Below are 22,106 nucleotides of genomic sequence, written 5' to 3'. Positions count from 1 at the left end.
CTATCTCTTCTGCGAGGCGACGGTGACATCTTGAGCGACGATTGTCTGTTGATTCACTTCTGTAACAGCCCCCGCTTCGGAATCGCCTGGCGGTTGGTTGTTGTCCGTGCCGTCGATCGACGGATTGAGATATTCGCTTAGCTTGTATCCTGCGTTTTTCGCTGAGCGGCAAGCTTCTCTTAGAGGGACTTCGAGTTTGATGATCGATTCCAGTTTGTGGGAGTTCAGGTGCGCTATTTTGAGTAAAGCGGGGAGCTGGAGCCAGCATAGGAGCTCTTCGAACCGTTCCTTGTTGAAGTAGGTGGTGCCGGAGGACTCGTTGACGCCAGCGAGCCATCGAACGTCAGGATCGTTCCAGAAGGTGTCGGTGTGCGTCAGGGTTGTCGGGACCGCCCCTTCATGGGCCAATAGGACTCTGACCTTTGCGGCGGCTTGCCAAGTGCTTTCACCTTCCATCCCGACAGACGAGAAGATCTCTGACAGAGCAGAGCGCAGATGGAGTTTATCGAATAGTTCTGCCCTGTTGTGTCGCATCGGAACACTGCGCAAGATGATCCAAGCCAATATCGGACCCCAGACATGCTCTGGATGAGTCAGTGTTTTGGCGGGAGTCGGCAGCACGCGACGTACTGCCTCAGGCCATGCCGTTGAGAAAGTTTGCGATAAGGCGACAAGTTGCGAGGTGGCTGTCGCCCTTGCTTCGATTGACTCCGGGATGGTTTGTGCCGGTTTGGGGGAAGCTGGCTGAGCTTCAGTTAGAAGAGAAACTGCACTGTGGATGGTGGTCTCGGCTCCAGATGGGGTCTCCGGGGTAATTGGGAAATCGTGAGACTCAGGAGATGCGGTGTTTTCCGATGGCAGTTCGTCGGCTACCCTGTGGAAGAAATGATGGCTCTCACCCAGGAAAGCTTCAAGCCTTGGATTTATCGGATTGATGCGACTCTGTTCCGGTTTCGGGGGCGCGATTTTTTCCGGTTGGTGCGCTTCGAGCGGTGGCTGCTTTTTCAGCTCTGTCTTTTCGCTTGTCTTTGCTGCGTTGTCTGCGATGACGTGGACGGATGATTGCTGGTCGAGTGCGTAGTTTGTCTTTTTCGCCGTCTCTGCGGCGACGTTTGCGAATGTCTGGATGTTGTCGCAGACGAGAGCCTGACGAAGAGCTTCATGCAACGGCCGCAGACGGAGCTTGGAGAGTGCTTCTTCGACGCTGTGGACGCCGGCACCGTTGAGGGCATAATAAAGGTTGTCCCATGGCTGGTCGGCAGATGCTCTGAGCTCGCGCCAATCGAGAAGGACTGCGTATTGATAGCCGCGGAGATCGATGCTCAGGCCGTGGTGGTGAAGATCCGTGGTGCGGATGAGGTATTCCAAGCCATGGGCGGTGTCACGGTAGGCGAGAAAGACTGAGCCATCGTTCGGCAGAGCAAGTCCATCGGCGAGGCTTTTTTGCCGGAGAAAACCGGTGTGTTTGTCGAAGGAGGCCGCAGAGAAGTGGATGGTGCCGCGTGTGCTTCCGTAGCTGTTGTTGTAGAGGATGACAGCGCGCTGGCCGCCGGAGCGGTTTGAGTAGGCAAAGACGTTTTCGTCGACGGTGCCGTGATCGTTCCAGAAGTCGTAGAGGACGAAGTTAGTGCTCTCGGCAAAGATGTGTCGGTTCTTGAGTAGAGGCGCGATCTCGTGTTGATGGCGAGCGATGAGATCGTGGTTCGGATACTCGTTCATCTTGGCTTGTTTGAACTCCATGCCGTAGCGTTCGGTGTAGCCCTCGATCTGCCCGTGTCCGAACATCGGTAAGCCTGGCAGGGTGGCGAGCAGAGTGCAGACGCCGAAGTACTTGTCTCCGCTGCCGAACTGGTCGATTGCGGTGCGTTCATCGGGATTGCTCATGAAGCTGACGTAACGCTTTAAAATGTCGGGGTCGAACTCGATGGTTTTTTTGAGATAAGAACGATACTTTGAGTTCTCTTCGTCGCGCAGCATGTTCATGAAAGCGCTGTTGTAGACGCGATGCATGCCAAGAGTGCGGACGAAGTAGCCTTCGAGAAGCCAGAATGCTTCGGCGAGGAGCAGGGTACCGGGGACCTCGGCGGCGACGCGATCGACGACCTCGCGCCAGAACTCGTGAGGCATCAGAGAGTCGAACTCCTGTTGCGTCATGGCGTTTTCGGCACGCGATGGAATGGAGCCGCCAGCGCCGGGTAGGGGGAACCAGAGACGTTGGACGTGACGTTTGGCCAGGACCATCGCGGCATCGAAACGGATGATCGGGAAGAGCCGTGCGACGTGAAGGATCACCTGGATGACGTGTTCCCGGACTGCCGCTTTGGAGTAGTCGAGCTGCGCAGTGTCGTTCCATGCGAAGGTTGTGCCGTCGTTGCCATGGTAGACGTAGCGTGTAGTGCCTTCGCGATGATGACGGAGACGGAAGACTACGGCGGCGTCGCTCTGGTCGTAGTAGTGGTCTTCGATTTTGATTTCGACACGACTGTCGGTTGAGAGATCGGGGCCTTCGAAGCGGTAGACGGGGAAGGGACTCTCCCAGCGGTAGAGGAACCAGTCGGGGTGCTCGATGACCCAGTTGGAGTCGATGCCCATGTGGTTCGGCACCATGTCGCTGGCGAGGCGAATGCGGGCTCGGGCGGCGCGGTCGCGGAGGTTTTCGTAGGCCGTGTTTCCGCCCAGGTCGTCGGCGATCTGGTATTCCTTGAGCGAATAGGCGGAGGCTACGGCATCGCCGTGTCCGCGCAGCCGTTTGATAGTCCGAGAGGCAACGCTCCGCTCCCAGAGGCCAATCAGCCACAGGCCAGTGATGCCTCTGTCGGAGAGTAGCTGCAACTCTTCGTCGGGAATCTGGTCGAGGCGGTGAATGTGTCGCAGATATTTTTTTGACAGCTGTTCGAGCCAGACGTAGGTGCTCTTCGCCATGAGGACGACGTTAGGCATCCATGCCTGATCCGCGCTGAAGGCCTCGTACTCGTTCAGGGGCGCCTGGTAGTCGCTTGCGTAGCGACGCTGCCGGGTGCCATCGGGTCCGACGAAGAACTCATCTTCGAAGCCGATGTACTCGTCTCCGACGAATCCTTCTCCTCCCCGGCCTGGCGCGCCGTGACGGAACTGGTCGGGACCTGGCGGATGAAAGCGCATCCAGATGGCTAGATCTTCTTCTCGGAGGACATCGATCGCGAGGAGCACGCGGCGCAGGTCCTCGCCGAGGTACTTGGTCCAGTGCTCGCGAATGTAGTCGAGCTGGCCGGTGAGGGAGTCTGGTGATGCAAGTAAGGGGGCGCGAAGGGCGTCGAGCAGGCTTCCCACTTCAGGGGAGATTTGGGGGCGCGTGACGAAATAATCCGGAAATGACGCGGTGACGTTTTGGTATACGGTTTTGCGTTTTAAGTCAGAGTCTTCGTAGAGCTCGCGGAATGGAGCAAAGGCGGGGTTGATGTTGGCGAGCCACAGCATGAGGAGTTCTTCGAGAGCAGCCTCACGGTTAGGCAGGTCATCTGTTGTGCCGTTCAGCCATTCGGCTGCGGTCAGCTCTCCACGATGGACAGCCACATTTGGAAACTGCTCGGTAAAGACAAGAAGGAGGCGCTCGATATCGGCAGGCTTGATCTGGCTTCCGAACCAGCGGACCGCCTCTTTGAGGACGGAAGGGTCAATCTCTTTGCGATAACGAGCAACCATCGCGTGGTTGAGCTCGTCGATGAGCCCCATGGCGAATAGAGCGCCCGCGTTGACGGGATCCGATGAGCCAGTAGTCCGGGCGCGGAGTTCCTGAAGCTGTTTCGCCAAGGCACGGCTTGCGGCAACGTTGGTAAAGACGATGTTGCCCGTGTAGCTGAATAGCAGATCGTCGATTCCAAGGTTTTCTCGGAGAGCGCGGGATATGTGAAATTCCATACGAGATGCCCCTCTACAGCTGTCTTTGTGCGCTCCGGCACGAACGGAGTATTTAGTTGAGCTCCCAGAAACGAGGGCAGGTGAGACTGCCTATATTACCCGAAAGCTATGTCGCCTTAGTTAGATGCGGTCTAGCGATGGATAGAACGACAGCGCTTTGCCTGTGTCGCAACTGGCTCGCCTTATGGAGGCGGGAGTTGCAGCATCTGTATGATACGCGGCGAATGTCGCGTCTGCAGGAGCAGGGACCGGCGGTCTAAATCGCGGATGGACTGGGTTTGGCGGGAGATCGCGAGGGAAGTTCGCTATAGGGACGAGCCAGCGTCGAGTTGCCTGCAAAACCAACCCAGATGCGACGCATGCGCAAAATATTCCTGGATCTTGACGGCTTGATCGTCGGGGGAGAGGGTGGTGCCCGCGAACGCTGCTTCAAGAGCCTGATCGAGAGGGCTGCCCGTTTGCAGAGCCGTGAGCAGGAGGAAGGCCTCATGGTCGATACGTCTGTAGTAGACGGAGTTTTCGAAGCGATGGACGGCCAGATGAACTTGAGAGCGATGCATTTTCGGGAGACGCGCTCGCTTGGCCTGTTTTCGTTCGGTGACGGCGTTGCTCATGATGTCGCTGGGAGGGGTCTGCTGATGAACGGCTAGTACCAGTTCGTCGACGGGATAGCTGAGGTCCAGTAGCTGGAGGTGCGGTTGCAGGAAGAGTGTGGACTCCGCGCCGAGATCGGCGAAGTCGGAGGGTGTTAGAGGGGCATGCTCGGCACTGTCGAAGGCTTCGACATAGGCCCACTCGAGACGAGATACATCGAGGAGGAGCTTGTGGCGTCTCGGGGCGAACTCGGGATGAGATTCGAGCCATTGTGGAAGCTTCGCGCCGAGGTTGCGCAGGGTGAAGGAGGTCGATGGATTCTCGCGGAGATAGGCGAGGATCAGGGAGTCAAACTTTTTCGCTCCAAGGAGGGCGCCGACCGCTGGAAAGTCCTCTGAGACGGCTCCAATGACGCGGAACCAGTACTGCCGGTTGTAGATCTCGAGTCGGTCGAAGGAGGATAGGCGGTCGTTGGGCTTAATGTAGGTGTCGGCGAGTTCCTGCGTTGAGGCGCCGTCAGAGGTTGTGGTCTGCATTTGAAAATCAGGAGTGAGAGGGCGCATGACGTCTTCCGCCATTCGGCGCTGCAGATCGAGCAGGTTCACAGTTGGACGACCTCTCTTGCGTCTTCTTCTATCGTGAGGTTTGAAGCGGCGAGGGTTTCGGACGGCGCGAGATACTGTGTGGCTTTTAACGCTTCGGAGTGGACCTCGTCGAAGGATGGAATGTTGTCGTCCCATTCGAGAAGCGTCGCGGTGGGGCCGGTGCGTTCGATGGCTCGGGCGTAGAGGCGCCAGACGGGATCGAGGACGGGGTGATCGTGCGTGTCGAGGATGTATTTTTCGAATTTGGAGTGGCCGGCGATGTGAATCTGGGCGACCCGTTCGGCAGGAACGCTGTTGACGTAGTCGAATGGATTGAATCCGTGATTTTGCGACGAGACGTAGATGTTATTCACGTCAAGCAGGATGCCGCAGTCTGCGGCTTCGACGACTTCGTTCAAGAACTCCCACTCCGTCATCTCGGATTGGTGAAATTCTGCGTAGCTGCTGACGTTTTCGACGGCTATGGGGATCTCGAGGAAGTCCTGCACCTCGCGGATGCGGGCTGCTGTTGTCTTCACGGCTTCGAAGGTGTACGGCATGGGGAGGAGATCGTGAGTATAACGGCCATCCACGCTGCCCCAGCAGAGATGGTCGGAGAGCCACGGAGTCTTCGTTCGGCGGGTCAAGGTCTTGAGGCGCTTGAGGTGTTCGCGATTGGCAGGTTGAGCAGAGCCAAAGTACATTGAAACGCCGTGCTGAACGACGCGATATCGCTCGAGTATCTGGTCGAGAATCTGGAGCGCTCGGCCCCCGTCGACCATGTAGTTTTCTGAGATGATTTCGAACCAGTCGACTACGGGTTTTTCGGCGAAGATATGGTCGTAGTGCGGGACGCGCAGACCGATTCCCACGCCATAGTCGCTAAAACCGTTGAAACGGTTGGCCGGCATTCCTTGCTCCCAATAGAAGTAGATGGTGAGGAGGATCTGGAGGCTTGAAGGAGAACCAAGCCTCCAGACAGGGGAGGTAATTATGCCAGTGAGGGCTTGGAGCCGTCGGTGGCGCAGCCACCCTTGCCCTTACAGTCATTCTTGCCGGGGTGCTTACCGCCGCCCTGGCCTTTACAGTCGTTCTTGCCCTTGCAAGAGTGCTTCGGAAGGTCGGGCTTATCCTGAGCGATCAGCACGCCGGCGTGCGCAGTGGTGGCAGGGGTGTTGTTCGGCTGGGCGGTCTGTGCATTCATGCGCACCGTGGTGCCACCGAGCAGACCTGCAAATGCGGCGGCCAAAGCGAGCGATTGTGCGGAGTTCTTCATGATGATTGAACCTTTCTTTGGTTGAGCAACGCGCGAAGCGTGCTGGGTTAATAAAGGCTACAGAATCGTAGCAAGAAGTGACGAGGGCCCAGAGAAGGTTACAGATGTGGCAAGGTCGTTCTCTGCTCGTGTCTCCTCGCCGCAGATTGGACTGCAATAAGGTGCAAAGGTTACAGGCAGTTCGAGGCCGACCGAAGACTAACAGCTTTATATTTTTTTTGTTCGGACCGACTCCAATCGAGCAACGAGTGGATCCTCTTGTTAACGTGGAGGCAGGTTCATTGGATTGCGTTAATTGGACTTAGAGAAACGACGAAAAACTTCGGTAGTTCGCCGGGGTAACATTGTGTCTCTGCTTCCGACAGAGTTTCGCTGAGACACCCCAGAGGGAGATGACCTTCTATCCAGTCTGTCGGAGAGAGATTTGTATGTGCCGTCGGTGGATTGTTGTAACTAATCGCATGGGCGCGGTTCTAACGTATGCAGCCTGAAAAACGACTCTTTTGGCCTCACAGCTAGCGCCGTATTTTATGCTTCAGTCAAGATATGTAGATAAGGATTGTGATGAAAAGCCTGTACAGAGTATATGAACGGTTTGCCGCCCTTGCTTCGTACCTTAAATCGCCGTTTCTTCTCGTGGTTCGTCTCTACTGGGGATGGCAGCTCATGCAGAGCGGCTGGGGGAAGTTGCATCATCTTGACAGGGTTACCGACTTCTTTACGAGCCTGAACCTGCCTGCCCCAGCTTTCACGGCGCACTTCGTCTCCGGACTTGAGTGGGTGGGTGGACTTTTGCTGATTTTAGGGCTCGGTTCGCGGCTTATCGGTCTGGTGCTTAGCGTGAACATGCTGGTTGCTTACTGGACGGCGGATCGCGATGCGCTCTTTGCTGTCTTCTCCGATCCAGGCAAATTTTACAATGCGGATCCGTACACGTTCCTGTTCGCGTCAGTGATGGTGTTGGTCTTCGGTGCCGGGCTGTTCTCTGTGGATGCGGTGTTGGCAAAGCGTTGTCGAGGATGGATCGAGAAGCAATGACTGCAGTCTTTGAGAACAGAGATGAAGCTCAGATGATCGCCTCCATACTTGCGGGCAATACGCATGAGTTTCACGATCTGATCCAGCCCTACGAGCGAAGCGTCTATAGTATGGCGCTGTCGATGTTGCAGAATGAGGCGGATGCGGAGGATGCCGCGCAGGAGGCATTTCTCAAGGCGTTTCGTAACCTGAGAAAATTTCGCGGCGAGGCGAAGTTCAGTACCTGGTTGATCAGCATTACGCTGAACGAGGCTCGAAGCCGCCTGCGGCAGAAGAAGACTGCAAAGACGGATTCGCTCGATGAGTTGAACGAAGGCGGACAGGCCTTGCCTGCACTTTTGCGAGACTGGCGTGAGATCCCATCTGAAGTTGTGGAGCGGCGGGAGGTGCGTGTCATGTTGCAGCATGCGATCACGGGCTTGCCGCTTATCTATCGCGAGATATTTTTGCTTCGTGATCTGGAGGAACTCAGCGTCAATCAATCGGCCGAGGCACTGGGCATCAGCGTGGCCACTGCGAAGGTCAGACTGCATCGTGCGCGCATGATGCTACAGAAGAAGCTCGCGCCGCAGTTGAAACAGATGGTGCCGAAGCGAAGGTGGTTCCCATGGTTCTAGAGTGCAAACATGTTTGGGAGCACATCTCCGGCTATCTGGATGGCACGCTGGATGCGGCGGTGTTGGAAGACGTGCAGAAGCATTTGGAACACTGCGAGATATGTTCAGCGATTCTCGATTCCACAAGGAACATATTGATTCTTACCGCCGATGAGCGAGTATTTGAACTGCCGCTTGGCTTCAGTGAACGATTGCATGCGAGGCTGGAGGCGGAGATGGGGAGTATGGATAAGAGGCCCGAGGGGTAGAGCCACCAAAGTAGTGTGATCTCTAGACCGAGGGAGTACGAACTTTCGTAGGACGGCTATACGAGATTAAGGGGAAGATGAATTGGGCTACGCGGCAATTCGTGGATTCGAGGGCTAGTGCTCCAGCTGCCTCGCTGCCAAGGTCAAGATCGGTAACGTAATATAGCTTGCCGTCCTTGCGAGGGGAATCGCTCACGCGCACCGGATGGAGATGCGTAGACTCATGCGACACATCGAAGGAAGATAAAGACAGCAGAAGACCTCGACCGTCGGCCTTCGCAACTGCCTCTTTGCGTGTCCAGTAGCGGTAGAAGAGCTTTATGCGCACATCCTGATCCGCAGTTGCCGCAAGGGTGTTTGTCTCTTCCTCTGTGAAGTTGCAGCTGGCGACCTCCATGATATCGGTCTTCCGATCAAAGTACTCCACGTCGACTCCCATTGCGCCTTGGCGGCCAAGCGCGATGAGAATCGTGTCATTGGAGTGGGCGACATTAAAGAAAACGCTCTGTCCACCGATGGGTGGAGTCTCCGGTTTACCGTGAAGACCGGCTGAGATGTTGATCGAATTGCAATCGATGCCAAGTGCGTTTCCTAGAAGAATTCTCAAGCATGCTCTTCCGATAGTGAAGTGTTCTCGTGCTTGAGTGTGCCGGTATTGTTCGGCATGGGCTCGTTCGAGTGGACTGAGGAGCGAGTTGTAGTACTCGCCAGAGTTGGCTGCGCCGCTTGGCAGAATTCGCCAGAGTTGTACTTCGTTACCATCCAGGAAGGGAAGCGTATCAACTGGAATCCAGTTGCTCAACATGAATGTGTGCCTGACTGAAAATGGATTAGCTTTCCAATGATAACCAGAGCTTTGTAGTGTTTTTGAGGTTTATCAGTGGTTAAACACTTGTTGATATCTTAGACCCGTACAACTTTCAGGTACCTTTGGTGCAAGTTAATGCTCGTGGATTTCTGCTGTATGCGTACAATTAGGCAGCAAGAACGGGTTGAATGACAAGGCACATGGTGGCATCTTTTATCTCCGATTGCATTATTGAATAAGTGACTCGTAGTGTTCGCCGAGCTGGTGCCTTCCAATTAATACTGAGTGTTCTAAGTCAGTCCGTTCCCGCTGCTGCTTTGATTTTGCATGGGGCTCGATGGAGAACAACAGGCTTTCTAAGAATCCGGCCACTGGGGAGAGACTTCTGAGTCGTTTGCAGATTTCGGAAGAGTGCGTCAAAGATGGATCCGGCAACAAGGTTAACGAAACGATTGTGAGTCGTTTCGAAAGAGTCGTCGCGGAAGATCCAGACAGAGTAGCTTCGGTCTGCGGAACGCTCAGCCAAACCTACGGCACACTGAATGCACAAGCGAATCGTCTCGCGGAGCATCTGCGTGAGGCGGGCGTTCGGACCAATGCGTTCGTTGCGATCTATCTGGATCGATCGCCTGAGATGCTGACAGCTATACTTGGCACTCTCAAAGCCGGGGGAGCATATCTACCGATTGACTCCAAATATCCTGCAGCTCGGGTACTGGAGATGCTTGAAGATGCGCGACCTGTCGCAATTCTGACGACAACATCGCTTGCTGCAGGTCTTTCCGATCAGATTCGGAGAGTGTCGGTTGCGGAGTTGAAGTTGGATGAGCTTCTCGCGTCCGAGGGGGCTGCTCCAGAGCCTGAAAATCCCACGCTTGCCGCCACCAACGACGATCTTGCATACCTGATGTATACCTCAGGATCGACAGGGAAGCCGAAGGGTGTGATGGTATCGCACAGGAATGTCATTCGACTTCTGGATCAAACGGAGCAGTGGTTTCATTTTGACTCGAACGACGTTTGGACGATGTTTCATTCGATCGCGTTCGACTTTTCCGTGTGGGAGATATGGGGATGTCTTCTCACTGGTGGCCGGCTCGTGATCGTTCCGTTCGCGGTAAGTCGTTCGCCGAGAGATTTTTATAATCTTCTCTCTGCGGAACAGGTCTCCGTGCTGAATCAGACTCCGTCTGCTTTTTCGATGCTGGTCCAAGTAGAACAGAGTACGGCGCCAACACCTCTGTCTTTGCGTCTTGTGATCTTCGGTGGGGAGGCTCTGCAGTATCGCAAGCTCGCCCCGTGGTTCGAGAGGCATGGAGATACCGCGCCACAGTTGGTGAACATGTATGGCATCACTGAAACGACGGTGCATGTGACCTATCGACCCATCAAAGCGGATGAGGCGAAGTCAGTTCAGGAGAGCCTGATTGGTGTGCCGATTCCCGATATGCAAGTTCATCTACTGGACGCTGAGGGAAGGCCGGTTGCGGAAGGCGAGGTCGGGGAGCTTTACGTCGGTGGTGGAGGTGTTACTCACGGCTATCTCAATCGTCCGCAGCTAAATGAAGAACGTTTTATTGTGGATCGCTTTGCTCAGTCATCTGGCGCGAGACTTTATCGATCAGGCGACCTTGCTCGTGTGCGCCCAGACGGAGAGATGGTGTATCTCGGACGGAATGACAGCCAGGTCAAGATCAATGGCTTTCGTATTGAACTTGGAGAGGTGGAGGCCGTAATGGCCGCTGCTCCTGGTGTGCAGCAGTCGTGCGTGGTTCTCCACTCAGATGGGAGTGGGAATCATCGTCTGGCTGGTTATTTTGTTGCCGCGCCGGGGATCGAATTGAGTGCGCGCGTGCTGGGTGAGTTCTTCGCTGGCAGACTGCCTGCACACATGAGGCCCTCGTCGTACACGCGGCTAACGGAGCTGCCGTTGACTGTGAATGGCAAACTAGACCAAGCCGCTTTGCCTATGCCTTCAATGGTGTTCGTCTCGACAGAGCGAGAGATTCCGCAATCACTGTCCGAAACAGAGGAGCGGGTTGCACGAATCTTCGAGGATGTCCTTGATCTGCGACGAATTGGACCAGATGACAATTTTTTCGATTGCGGTGGAACCTCGTTGCTGTTGATCAAGGCTCATTTACGTTTGCAAGCGCAGTTCGAAGTGCCGATCCCGGTAACGTTGATGTTTGAGTGCCCGACTGTACGTTTACTGGCAAAGCGTCTTTCGAGCGACAAACCATCCTCATCGGAGAGAAGCGTCGTTCAACAGCAAGCACAAAAAGCAAGAGGCGCGTTCGCTCGTGCCCGCGCGACGAAGGGCATAGCATCATGAGCGACAATCTGAACGAAACAACTGGTTTGACGGAACAACAACCTGACGAGCAGTTGGAAGGCATCGCCATCATTGGCATGGCGGGGCAGTTTCCCGGCGCGCCTGACGTGGAGACGTTTTGGCAGAATGTTGCTGCCGGAAAGAGTTCGATCTCCCATTTTTCGTCTGAGGAGCTTGAGGTCAGGAGCAGCGCGGGGCTCGAAAATGGTCCAGACTATGTTGCTGCGCGCGGCGTGCTGAAAGATCCCGGCATGTTCGATGCAGAGTTCTTCGGTATTTCGCCACGTGACGCCGAGAGTATGGACCCTCAGCATCGTATCTTCCTCGAGACATGCTGGAACGCGCTGGAAGATGCAGGTTACGACTCATCGAGCTACGCCGGACAGATTGGTCTCTTTGCAGGATGCAGTCTGAATACTTATCTTTTAGCGAACCTGTGCCACGATCGAGCGTTTATCGATGAGTTGACGGGAAGCTATCAGGTTGGTGAATTCAGGTCGTTCATGGGGAACGATAAAGATTTTCTGACGACTCGTGTTGCGTACAAGTTGAATCTCCGTGGCCCGTGCATCAGTGTGGCGTCTGCCTGCGCCACATCCTTGGTTGCAATCTGTCAGGCAAGTCAAAGTCTGCTGAACTATCAATGCGACATGTCGCTGGCTGGTGGCGTTTCGATTACATTTCCGCAGAGACGCGGACATATGTACTCGGAAGGAAGCATCGGATCGAAAGATGGGTTGTGTCGGCCGTTCGATGCTGGGGCAACGGGCACCGTCTTTAGTCATGGCGCAGGCGTGGTCGTGTTGAAGCGTCTGGAAGATGCCATCGCGGATCGAGACCACATCACGGCGGTGATCCGTGGCTTTGGCGTGAACAATGACGGTTCAATGAAGGCGGGTTACATGGCGCCTGGCGTGGATGGTCAGTCGGGCGTAATTGCTGCCGCACAGGCGATGGCGGGGATAGACCCACGCACGATCACCTATATCGAAGCTCACGGCACGGCGACACCTCTAGGGGATCCGATAGAAGTTGCGGCGCTTACAAAGGCATTCCGACTCAGCACGGAGGATTCGGGCTTCTGTGCGATCGGAACTGCGAAGGCAAATGTGGGGCATCTTGATGCAGCGGCTGGTGTGACGGGCGTGATCAAAACTGCGATCTCACTGAGTAAGGCGACACTGCCTCCGCTGGCGCAGTTTGACACGCCAAATCCAAATATCGATTTTGCGAACTCCCCTTTCTATGTGAACCGTGAGTTGAGCCCTTGGCGCTCGGACGGACCGCGACGCGCCGGTGTCAGCGCGTTTGGAGTGGGTGGGGTTAACGCACATATCGTCATGGAAGAGGCACCGTCGCCGGTAACTTCGACGGCTTCTTCCCGTTTGGCTCAAGTGCTTTGCCTCTCCGCGCGATCTCAACCTGCGCTCAATGGAGCTATTGAAAATCTCGCTCAGACTCTCCAGTCACATCCGGAGCTTCCGCTTGAAGACGTGGCTTATACCTTGGCCGTTGGAAGAAAGGCGTTCGACTATCGGGCCACATTTGTTTGTGCGAGTGCCGAAGATGCGATTACAAAATTGCAGTCGGCCAACTCACAGACGACTCGAGTCGCGTCGGCAAAGCGACCCGAAGTGGTCTTTCTTTTTCCAGGGCAAGGCTCACAGTTCGCGGGGATGGGCAGCTCGCTCTATGCGACGGAGGCTCTCTATCGTCAGCAAGTAGACGAGTGTGCTGAGATCCTAGTGTCATTGATGGCACACGATATTCGCGACGTTCTCTTTCCGGCCGACAGCTCGACGCCTGAAGCAGCAGAACGAATTCAGCAGACTCAATTCGCGCAGACGGGAATCTTTGTAACTGAGTTCGCGATGGCGAAGTTGTGGCAGTCATGGGGAATTGAACCTCGGACGATGGCGGGTCACAGCATCGGCGAATACGTCGCTGCGGTTTTGGCCGGAGTCATGAGCCGGGAGGACGCATTGCGCCTGGTGAGTATTCGTGGGCGAATGATGCAGGAAATGGCGCGGGGAGGGATGGTCGGAGTAAGGCTGAGTGAGTCGGAACTTCAGCCATATCTCTCCGAAGGTATTTCGCTGGCTGCTCTGAATGCTCCGAAGCTAAGCGTTCTTGCTGGGTCTATCGAGGCAATCGGGCTCCTGGAACAGAGGCTTACGTCAGATGGAGCGCTCTTCCGAAGACTTCGCACATCGCACGCGTTTCATTCGTCGATGATGGATCCAATGCTCTCGGCGTTTGAGGCGGAGGTCGCAAAGGTTTCGTTGCGTCCACCTTCTCGTCCTTATGTCTCAAGTTTTACCGGTACGTGGATTCTGCCAGAGCAAGCGACAAGTGCTCGCTTCTGGTCCGAACAGGTTCGCAATCCCGTTCGCTTTGCCGATGCGCTCAAAACCTTGATGTCGACTCCGCAGATATTGCTGGAGGTGGGGCCGGGAAGTACATTGTCCACGCTGGCGCGTCAGCAGCCGAATGGCAGTGAATCCATCATCATTTCTTCGTTGTCGCAACGTGACGAGCAGTCTCCTGTGGAAGCAGGATCACTTCAAGAGGCGCTAGGACAGCTCTGGATGGCGGGTGCCGCTCCGAATTGGACAGAGGTCTACGCACCGGAACAGCGATCCCGCGTGCCGCTGCCAACTTATCCTTTTGAACGCAAACTGCATTGGATTGCGCCACCTCCGCACACGGTTGTTTCAACAACCAGTGAGCAAACAACTTTTGTTACTTCCGCATCGCTCGACACAAGACGCGAAGAGGAATCTATTTCAGTCGCGACTGAACCACTGAGAGAGGCTCTAATGCCAGAACGTAAGCTGCGCTTGCAGCCAGTTGTTGCCGAAGTCTTTACCCAGCTTAGCGGGATCGACATCACGCCAGATCAGGTCGATCATCAGTTTTTGGAGTTAGGGCTTGACTCGCTCTTTCTTACACAGGCTACGCAGGGCCTTCAGAAGAAGTTTGGAGTGAAGCTGACGTTTCGTCAGATCATGGAACAATATTCCACGATCGCGAGTCTTGCTGGGTATCTCGATAGCGTGCTGCCACCCGATGCCTTTCCAGCAGCGGCACAGACGCCACTTGCCGCGCCGCAAATCGCTGCCGCCTCCAGCGCGTCTGCTGCAGCGCCGCTCTCTGCAGGTGCCTCCGCTTCTTCTGCTTCTGCTGTGGAGCGGTTGTTTAGCGAGCAGATGGCGATGATGTCGAAGATGTTCGAGCAACAGATGTTGACACTGCGAGCTACGACAGGTACCTCCGCTCCCGGTCCTACAGTTCAGGTGACCTCGCAAGCACCGGTGGTCGCCTCGTTATCTCTGCCAGTTCCGATACCCGCAACAGCCGAAACGTCTGAAGTTAAGCACGGATCATACCGACCACTCCAACCACGAGTTCAGCAGGATCTCGACAGCGATCAACAGCAATATCTCGATACGCTTATTTCAAAGTACGAGAAGCGCACGCCGGGGTCGAAACGCTTGACAGATGCGGCGCGCGTTCATCTGGCGGATCCGCGAGCAGTCGCGGGGTTTCGCCCCCAGTGGAAAGAGATGGTCTATCCGCTTGTGACAGATCGAGCGAAGGGGTCGCGGATATGGGACGTCGACGGCAACGAATACATCGACATCGTGAATGGATATGGCGCAATTATGTTCGGACACTCCCCGCAGTTCGTGCTGGATGCTGTTCGAGAGCAGATCGAGTTAGGTGTTGCTATTGGTCCGCAATCTCCGCTGGCAGGCGAGGTCGCTGCACAGATATGTGAGTTGACCGGCAATGATCGGGTGACGTTTTGCAATACGGGGTCCGAAGCAGTTATGGCTGCCATTCGTGTGGCCCGGACGGTTACAGGGCGAGACCGCATCATCTATTTCGCCGGTGACTATCATGGAACATTCGATGAGGTGCTGGTTCGCAATACGCCGCGTGGCACGGTACCGCTCGCGCCGGGAATTCCGATAGCAAATACAGGGAACGTAGTTGTACTCGAATATGGAGCGTATGCGTCGCTCGATTACATACGGAAAAATGCGAGCGAGATTGCAGCAGTGCTCATTGAACCGGTACAGACACGTAATCCGGGCTTGCAGCCGATTGCATTTATTAAGACGGTGAGGGAGATTACTGAGCAAGAAGAGATCGCACTGATCATTGATGAGGTTGTTACCGGCTTCCGTCTTGCTCCTGGTGGAGTGCAGGAGGCGTTTGGTGTTCGCGCCGATCTGGCCACTTATGGCAAAGTTATCGGCGGTGGCTATCCAATAGGTGTCCTCTCCGGTAAGGCAAAATTCATGGACGCACTCGACGGAGGAGCCTGGCAGTACGGCGATGCGTCCATACCTGAAGTTGGCGTGACCTTCTTCGCCGGTACTTTCGTTCGACATCCGCAGGCTCTCGCAGCGGCTCGTTCGGTGCTCAAACATCTGAAAGATGCAGGGCCGCAACTCCAGCTAGATTTAAATCGAAAGACAGCCGAGCTAGCTATGAGGCTCGACAATTTCTTTGTTGAGCGTGGAGTGCCGAGCAGGATTCATCACTTTGCATCCTGGTTTTACTTTACTTTCCATGGTGATGCTCGGCTTGGCAGTTTGTTGTACTATGCGATGCGCGAGAAGGGGATTCACATTCAGGAAGGCTATCCCTGCTTTCTCACAACGTCACATTCCGACGCAGATCTGGCTGCAGTTGAGGCGGCGTTTCGCGAAACTGTGGAAGAGATGCAGCGGAGCAACGCGCTTCCCAGTCATGATTCGCACAAGCAAATTTCCGCAGATGTAGCGGGACCTGAAATGCATCCGGCCGTCCTGGCGAAAAACCCTACGCAGGCTCCTATAACGGAGGCGCAACGAGAGATATACTTCGCAGCAGCGCTCGGCGATGAGGCGAACTGTGCTTTCAACGAATCTGTATCCCTGCGGTTACAAGGAGATGTGAAGGAGAAGGAACTGCAGCGAGCACTGGACTCGGTGTTTGCGCGGCACGATGCGTTGCGAAGCACGATCAGTATCGATGGCGAGTCGCTGATGATTGCTCCGGTCTTTACTGGTGTCGTCGAGTATCACGATCTTTCCAAGTTGCCAGAGACTCCAACGATCCATTCTCGCGAAACAGTCGTTCAAGATGCGATTGAACGAGAAGGGAGGACGCCGTTTTCACTGACTGATGGACCACTCGCTCGCGCCACGATCTTTCGGATCTCAGCAGATAATGTTGTCCTCCTCTTTACCGCGCATCATATTGTTCTCGATGGATGGTCGGTCAATCAGCTATTCGAGGAAGTCAGTAAACTGTATGGGGCGAAAAACAGTGCATCGGTGAAGCTGCTTCCTCTTTTGCCTTTCAGTAGCTACGCTGTTCAGGAGCAGACACGTCATCGCTCGGGCGAATTTACAGACAACGAAGCCTTTTGGGTGAAGCAATTCGAGGGCCTTACACCGGTGCTTGAGTTGCCCACCGACCGGCCTCGTCCAACGAACAAGAGTTACCGTGGCGCAACTCTGAAGGGCAGTCTGGGTACTGGGCCGTATAACGATTTGAAGGACGCCAGCACCAAACTTGGATGCACTCTCTATATAACCTTGTTGTCGGGCTTTCAACTCCTGCTGCACCGCCTGACGCGACAGCAAGAAGTCGTCGTTGGCATCTCCACCGCCGGACAAGCGCTCTTCCAGAATGCAAGTCTCGTCGGACACTGCGTACACTTTTTGCCAATGTTGAGCCGGATCACCGAGACTGAGACGGCCAAAGACCATATTGCTGCTACGCGTAACATGTTGTTCGATGCATTCGACCATCAGGAGTTTACGTACGGCAGCTTGCTTCAAAAGCTCTCAATCCCAAGAGATGCGAGTCGCCTCCCGCTGATCGAAGTCCAGTTCAATCTCGAAAAGATTGGGACACGCATCGGCTTCGATGGCTTGGCAGCGACGATAAAAGCCAATCCAAAGCAGTTTGTTAATACCGACATGTTTCTTAACATGATTGAAACCGAGAGTGATCTCGAGTTCGATTGCGACTTCAATACGGATCTCTTCGACGAAGAGACCGTTCGTCGCTGGATGCTTCTCTATGCCAACCTCCTCGCCAGCGTTGTTCGGGACGCGACAGTGAGCGTGGACGAGTTGGAACTGCTGGGCCAGAAAGATCGTGTTGAGATATTGGAAGCTTGGAACCAGACTAAGGTGGAGTTCGAGCGAGAATTCCTGCCAATACACAGATTGATAGAGGTACAGGCACACACGCATGCGGACGAGATAGCGATTGAGAGTGGTAAATCGAGTTGGACCAGAAAGAAGCTCGACGACTATGCAAATAGCATTGCTCATCGACTGCTGCGTGAGGGGCTGAAGCCTGGTGATCTGGTGGGTCTCTGCGTTGAACGATCCGTGGAGATGGTAGGTGCGTTGCTTGGCGTCCTGAAGGCCGGTGGTGCCTATGTTCCATTGGATTCTCGTCATCCGAGTGAGAGGTTGGAGATGGTGCTCGAGGATGCGGGGACGAAACTGCTGCTAGTAGGTCGCTCTTTCGCATCTGCACAGCCTGGCCTGACGACAACTGCAAAAACAATAGTGCTGGATGAACAGATAGCCGAAGAGAGTGCCGCTCAGCTCGAAGTTACGACTTCGGCAGATTCTCTTGCTTATGTAATTTACACATCGGGGACTACTGGAAGGCCGAAGGGTGTGGCTATCGAACACGGGGCGCTGATGAACCTGTTGCGTTCGATGGAGCATGAACCTGGAGTTAGCCGGGAGGACCTGCTGGTTGCAGTAACAACGCTCGCCTTTGACATCGCGGGCCTGGAGCTGTTACTGCCGCTTCTAGTGGGTGCGCGGCTGGTGATAGCAAACGAAGATCAAGTAATGGACGGACACATTTTGCTGCAATTGCTCGAACAGAGTAAAGCGACGGTGCTGCAGGCCACCCCCGGAACATGGCGAATGTTGATCGACGCAGGATGGGGGCGCCAGTTGCCACTGAAAGTTCTGTGCGGCGGTGAGGCGTTGCCGAGAGATCTTGCTGACCAACTGGTTGAACGAAGCGAGCAGGTGTGGAACATGTATGGCCCGACCGAGACGACCATCTGGTCATCTGCTACTCGTGTCGTTCGTGAAACAGGACCGCTGTTGATCGGGCCACCTATATCGAACACGCAATTCTATTTGCTGGACCAGCGGCTGCAGCCCGTACCTATCGGAGTAGTAGGCGAGCTGTACATTGGGGGCAGGGGATTGGCGCGCGGCTATTGGAGGCGACTAGATTTGACCACCGAGCGCTTTCTGCCAAACCCATTTACTGAGGGTCGGATCTATAAAACCGGTGACCTGGGACGCTGGCGTGTGAACCCCTCTGGCCAAGCGCGGGTCGAGTTACTCGGTCGAACGGACTTTCAAGTTAAAATTCGTGGCTATCGCATCGAGCTAGGGGAGATTGAAGCCGCGTTGAATCGCCATCCGGCCGTGCGCGAGTCCGTAGTGGTGGCACATACGAGTCAAAGTGCTGGAACATCGATCACGCGTCTTGTAGCTTACGTCGATGCGGGCAATTCAGCTGAACATGCCAACGCACTCACTGCAGATTTAGTTACGATGCTTACTGACACGCTTCCTGAGTACATGATTCCCGCCGTTATTCTCCCACTCCCGCAGCTCCCTCGATCTCCGAATGGGAAGATCGACCGCAAGAGCCTGCCTGATGTGGAGACCTATCTCAAGTCTGGCCTTCACGCATCGCAACGATCGTTCATTCCACCTTCTACGGTCGAGCACAAAAAGCTCGCAAAGATATGGGCTGAAGTACTGATGGTCGATCGCGTCAGTATTACAGACAGCATCTTTGAACTTGGCGCCGACTCTCTTCTCATCTTCCGCATCGCCGCACGCTCTAAGAAGGAAGGGTTGAATGTTACGGCAGCTCAGATCTTCAAGCACCGAACGATCTTGGCCTTGTCTAATGAACTTAAAAATTCAAGCGACGCAGAGGTTACAACGGTAAAGGCCCCACCACGAATTGCAGTCGCACCACGGAAGGCTTATCGCGGTCAGACTGGAATACGCGAATGAAACAACAATTTCATCCAGCGACGGGACTAACTATGAACGCTCCAGAGGAGCTCTCTGTCTTGAATCCGATGCTTCCTCCAGCAGGTGACGTGTATGTCATGCCCGCCACGCAAGGGCAGATCCGCTTCTGGTCACTTGACCAAATGCACCCCGGTAATCCTGCGTTAAACATGCCTCTCATGTGGCAATGTCGTGGGGGATTAAACGTAGATCTATTGGCATTGGCTTTTAATCAGGCAGTGCAGCGTCATGAAGTGTTGCGAACTACCTTTGCGATGGTGGATGGGAAGCTTTCACAGATAATCGGAAATCCATACAGCGTACCGCTTCCGGTTAAAGACTTGCAGCATTTACCTAATGCATCAGAATCGCACGAAGCTGGTGTACTGATCCGCGAGCATGCTGCGTATCGGATGGACCTGATGAACGGTCCTCTGCTCGTTATCAAACTGCTAAAGTTTGCTCCACAACATCATTTACTGCTTGTAACGATGCACCACATCATCTGCGACGGTATATCGCTCGGTATTCTTCTGCGTGATGTAGCAGTCTTCTATGAAGCACTGGTCGAAGGGAAGGAGCCTATCCTTCCATCACTGCCAATCCAATATGCAGACTTTGCGGTATGGCAAGAAGAGTGGCGAAAGAGCGAAGCTGCGGAGGTGTCGCTTGATTTCTGGCATAAGGCTCTCGGAAGTGACTTTAGCCACATTGAACTACCACACGATGCTTCTCCTGAGGGCCTGCGCGACACGCGCACTGACTCAGAGTCGGGAGATATTGAAACGCTCCTGATCTCGCCAGCACTTACCGCGTCAGCCCATAGATTCTGCAAAGATCAAAACGTAACTTTGAATATCCTGCTGTTCAGTATCTTCTGCGCTTTGCTTCATCGAGTAACTGGGCAACGAGATATTGTTATTGGATCTCCGTGCGCGAATCGAAACGAGGACACCGAAGAGCTCATCGGTCTCTTGATGAACATCCAAGTTCTTCGTGTTCAGATAGAACCGCACGAGTCTTTTCGGTCTCTTCTTACTAAGGTTCAGGACTGGACGCTAGGTGCATACGAGAATCAGGAGCTTCCATTTGAAGAGCTGATCTACGACTCACATTTTTCGCACAACAATACTTCGTTTGAAATTCCGATTTTCTTTCTGTATCAGAAGTCCTTTATGGTAACCCAGCGCGTTGCCGGACTAGAAATTGTGCCTCTACGCTCAATGAGCCCTGGAGCAGTCTTCGAATGGATGTTCGCCATCGTTGATCGGATGGAAGAAGGACCACGACTACAGCTCGAATACAACCCAAACTACTTTCGCTCTACGACAATTCAACGCTACTTGAAAAGCTTTATTGCGTTGCTTGACTCTGCGGTACAGGAGCCTTCAATCGAATTAGAGAAGATGGCTCCGGCGGATGATTTTCTTCCCGCCACCCCGCCTGACATTTCCAATCGCACCATATCTCGAAGAAATACGCGACTTCACGGGGCGAAGCAATTTGTTGACAGCGCCCAGATAATGGAGAAGCTCGACGAGCAACTAGCAACCACGAACGACCCAATCGAGATTCAGTTGCTTGAGCTCTGGCGTTCGATGCTAGCCATCGAAGATATTGTTGTTGACACGAATGTTTTTTCGTTGGGAGTCAGCTCATTGTCTATTCTTCGGCTTGTCACGCGGATGAATAGTCTCTATTCGATGGGCTTCGGGCTAGCGAGCTTAATTTCGGCTCCTACCATCAAGCTTGTAGCTGAACTGGTTCGCAGGCGTTATGCGCCGAATACTGCGACGTCACTTGTGCCGATTCAGCCGGTGGGTACGCGCCGACCGCTATATATCGTCCACGGAGCGGGCGGAAATGTAGTCAATTTTTATGGTCTGACAACAAGGATTGGTGCCGACCAGCCGGTGTACGGAGTCCAGGCTCAAGCGCTCGAAGCAAACCGACCGGCGCTCCTTCGCATGGAGGACATGGCTGCCCATTATTTGAGAGAGATTCGTCGTATTCAACCTAAAGGGCCGTACCATTTTCTCGGGTATTCTTTCGGAGGCATCGTTGTACTCGAGATGGCCCACCAACTACACTACGCTGGCGAAGAAGTTGGCCTTTTAGGAATGTTGGATACACGAGCCAAAGATTACGCCCAGGAGATGCCGAAGAAGAGTGAATCAGAAAAATTAGAAAAACGAGGGCGGCTTAGTGGATTTTTCCGCAGTAATCAAGGCCACGGAAGTGGCAAAGCATGGGCGGAGTTTTTTCTCAAAGACATGGACGAACGCAGGGTGCGTTATATGACTACGATCGCCGCTAAACTGTTCTCCACATTGCCCGCCTTTTTAAAAAATACTCACGAAATTAATGCTGTCGCAGCACGCAACTATCAGCCAAAACCATTTCCAGGTAAATTGACTCTTTTTCGGGCCTCTAAACAGACTAACGTCAATATACCCTCCGATAATGGCTGGTCAGCAATCTTTGACGAAGGCATCGAAATTCATCACATACCGGGAGATCATTGGCAGGTTTTGTCTGAGCCGGGAATCGATGTATTGGCTAAAACCATTCATGGCTGTCTCAGCAAATTTGACCGGCAAGATCCTGCTTAGCTAAGCCGATGTGATGATT

11 protein-coding genes are annotated in these 22,106 nt (G+C 54.3%); 6 read left to right on the top strand and 5 right to left on the bottom strand.

From position 1 onward, the window contains the following. The 4 genes from RBB82_RS01085 to RBB82_RS01070 all read right to left on the bottom strand — a co-directional run bounded on the left by RBB82_RS01085 (window position 1) and on the right by RBB82_RS01070 (window position 6,351). Window positions 1–3,897, bottom strand: coding sequence for an alpha-amylase family glycosyl hydrolase (locus RBB82_RS01085; RefSeq protein WP_433973271.1), 3,897 nt, complete (start codon window positions 3,895–3,897; stop codon window positions 1–3). A 305-nt stretch (window positions 3,898–4,202) separates the two neighbouring features. Continuing rightward, the gene (locus RBB82_RS01080; RefSeq protein WP_433973270.1) at window positions 4,203–5,096 is read right to left on the bottom strand and encodes an HvfC/BufC family peptide modification chaperone; all 894 of its coding nucleotides are present in this window, start codon (window positions 5,094–5,096) and stop codon (window positions 4,203–4,205) included. Next, a complete protein-coding gene (gene bufB / locus RBB82_RS01075; RefSeq protein ID WP_433973269.1) occupies window positions 5,093–5,986 on the bottom strand; it encodes an MNIO family bufferin maturase in 894 nt (297 codons plus the stop codon). The genes RBB82_RS01080 and bufB overlap by 4 nt, the downstream gene beginning before the upstream one ends. Before the next feature lie 80 nt (window positions 5,987–6,066). Then, window positions 6,067–6,351: a hypothetical protein gene (locus RBB82_RS01070; RefSeq protein WP_260740005.1), complete on the bottom strand. Its 285-nt coding sequence runs from the start codon at window positions 6,349–6,351 to the stop codon at window positions 6,067–6,069. A 564-nt stretch (window positions 6,352–6,915) separates the two neighbouring features. Here RBB82_RS01070 and RBB82_RS01065 point away from each other — a divergent pair. Genes RBB82_RS01065 through RBB82_RS01055 form a run of 3 tightly spaced genes read left to right on the top strand, consistent with a single transcriptional unit; the run spans window position 6,916 to window position 8,254 of the window. After that, entirely contained in the window at window positions 6,916–7,389 is a 474-nt protein-coding gene (locus tag RBB82_RS01065) for a DoxX family protein (RefSeq protein WP_433973268.1), read from the top strand. Then, window positions 7,386–8,006, top strand: coding sequence for a sigma-70 family RNA polymerase sigma factor (locus RBB82_RS01060; protein ID WP_433973267.1), 621 nt, complete (start codon window positions 7,386–7,388; stop codon window positions 8,004–8,006). The genes RBB82_RS01065 and RBB82_RS01060 overlap by 4 nt, the downstream gene beginning before the upstream one ends. Then, a complete protein-coding gene (locus tag RBB82_RS01055) occupies window positions 7,997–8,254 on the top strand; it encodes an anti-sigma factor family protein (RefSeq protein ID WP_433973266.1) in 258 nt (85 codons plus the stop codon). The genes RBB82_RS01060 and RBB82_RS01055 overlap by 10 nt, the downstream gene beginning before the upstream one ends. 22 nt (window positions 8,255–8,276) lie before the next feature. Here the strand turns inward: RBB82_RS01055 and RBB82_RS01050 are convergent, their stop codons facing one another. Then, entirely contained in the window at window positions 8,277–9,059 is a 783-nt protein-coding gene (locus RBB82_RS01050; RefSeq protein WP_433973265.1) for a 4'-phosphopantetheinyl transferase family protein, read from the bottom strand. 457 nt (window positions 9,060–9,516) lie between these two features. Between RBB82_RS01050 and RBB82_RS01045 the strand changes: the two genes are divergently transcribed. Genes RBB82_RS01045 through RBB82_RS01035 form a run of 3 tightly spaced genes read left to right on the top strand, consistent with a single transcriptional unit; the run spans window position 9,517 to window position 22,087 of the window. Further along, window positions 9,517–11,397, top strand: a complete 1,881-nt coding sequence (locus RBB82_RS01045; RefSeq protein ID WP_433973264.1) for an amino acid adenylation domain-containing protein — start codon at window positions 9,517–9,519, stop codon at window positions 11,395–11,397. Continuing rightward, the gene (locus tag RBB82_RS01040) at window positions 11,394–19,475 is read left to right on the top strand and encodes an amino acid adenylation domain-containing protein (RefSeq protein ID WP_433973263.1); all 8,082 of its coding nucleotides are present in this window, start codon (window positions 11,394–11,396) and stop codon (window positions 19,473–19,475) included. The genes RBB82_RS01045 and RBB82_RS01040 overlap by 4 nt, the downstream gene beginning before the upstream one ends. Then, window positions 19,472–22,087 (top strand): condensation domain-containing protein, encoded by a 2,616-nt coding sequence (locus RBB82_RS01035; RefSeq protein ID WP_433973262.1) that lies wholly within the window; start codon window positions 19,472–19,474, stop codon window positions 22,085–22,087. The genes RBB82_RS01040 and RBB82_RS01035 overlap by 4 nt, the downstream gene beginning before the upstream one ends. Window positions 22,088–22,106 lie beyond the last annotated feature (19 nt).

Origin of the sequence: Tunturiibacter lichenicola, from assembly GCF_051013355.1 — a bacterium.
In the GTDB taxonomy this organism is placed as follows: Bacteria; Acidobacteriota; Terriglobia; order Terriglobales; family Acidobacteriaceae; genus Edaphobacter; species Edaphobacter lichenicola_F.
This window is presented reverse-complemented; position numbering and strand designations above follow the sequence as displayed.

Coding starts and splice junctions, on each gene's coding strand:
- RBB82_RS01085 (WP_433973271.1), bottom strand. CDS start 3,897: ATGGAATTTCACATATCCCGCGCTCTCCGAGAAAACCTTGGAATCGAC.
- bufB (WP_433973269.1), bottom strand. CDS start 5,986: ATGCCGGCCAACCGTTTCAACGGTTTTAGCGACTATGGCGTGGGAATC.
- RBB82_RS01070 (WP_260740005.1), bottom strand. CDS start 6,351: ATGAAGAACTCCGCACAATCGCTCGCTTTGGCCGCCGCATTTGCAGGT.
- RBB82_RS01065 (WP_433973268.1), top strand. CDS start 6,916: ATGAAAAGCCTGTACAGAGTATATGAACGGTTTGCCGCCCTTGCTTCG.
- RBB82_RS01060 (WP_433973267.1), top strand. CDS start 7,386: ATGACTGCAGTCTTTGAGAACAGAGATGAAGCTCAGATGATCGCCTCC.
- RBB82_RS01055 (WP_433973266.1), top strand. CDS start 7,997: ATGGTTCTAGAGTGCAAACATGTTTGGGAGCACATCTCCGGCTATCTG.
- RBB82_RS01050 (WP_433973265.1), bottom strand. CDS start 9,059: ATGTTGAGCAACTGGATTCCAGTTGATACGCTTCCCTTCCTGGATGGT.
- RBB82_RS01040 (WP_433973263.1), top strand. CDS start 11,394: ATGAGCGACAATCTGAACGAAACAACTGGTTTGACGGAACAACAACCT.
- RBB82_RS01035 (WP_433973262.1), top strand. CDS start 19,472: ATGAAACAACAATTTCATCCAGCGACGGGACTAACTATGAACGCTCCA.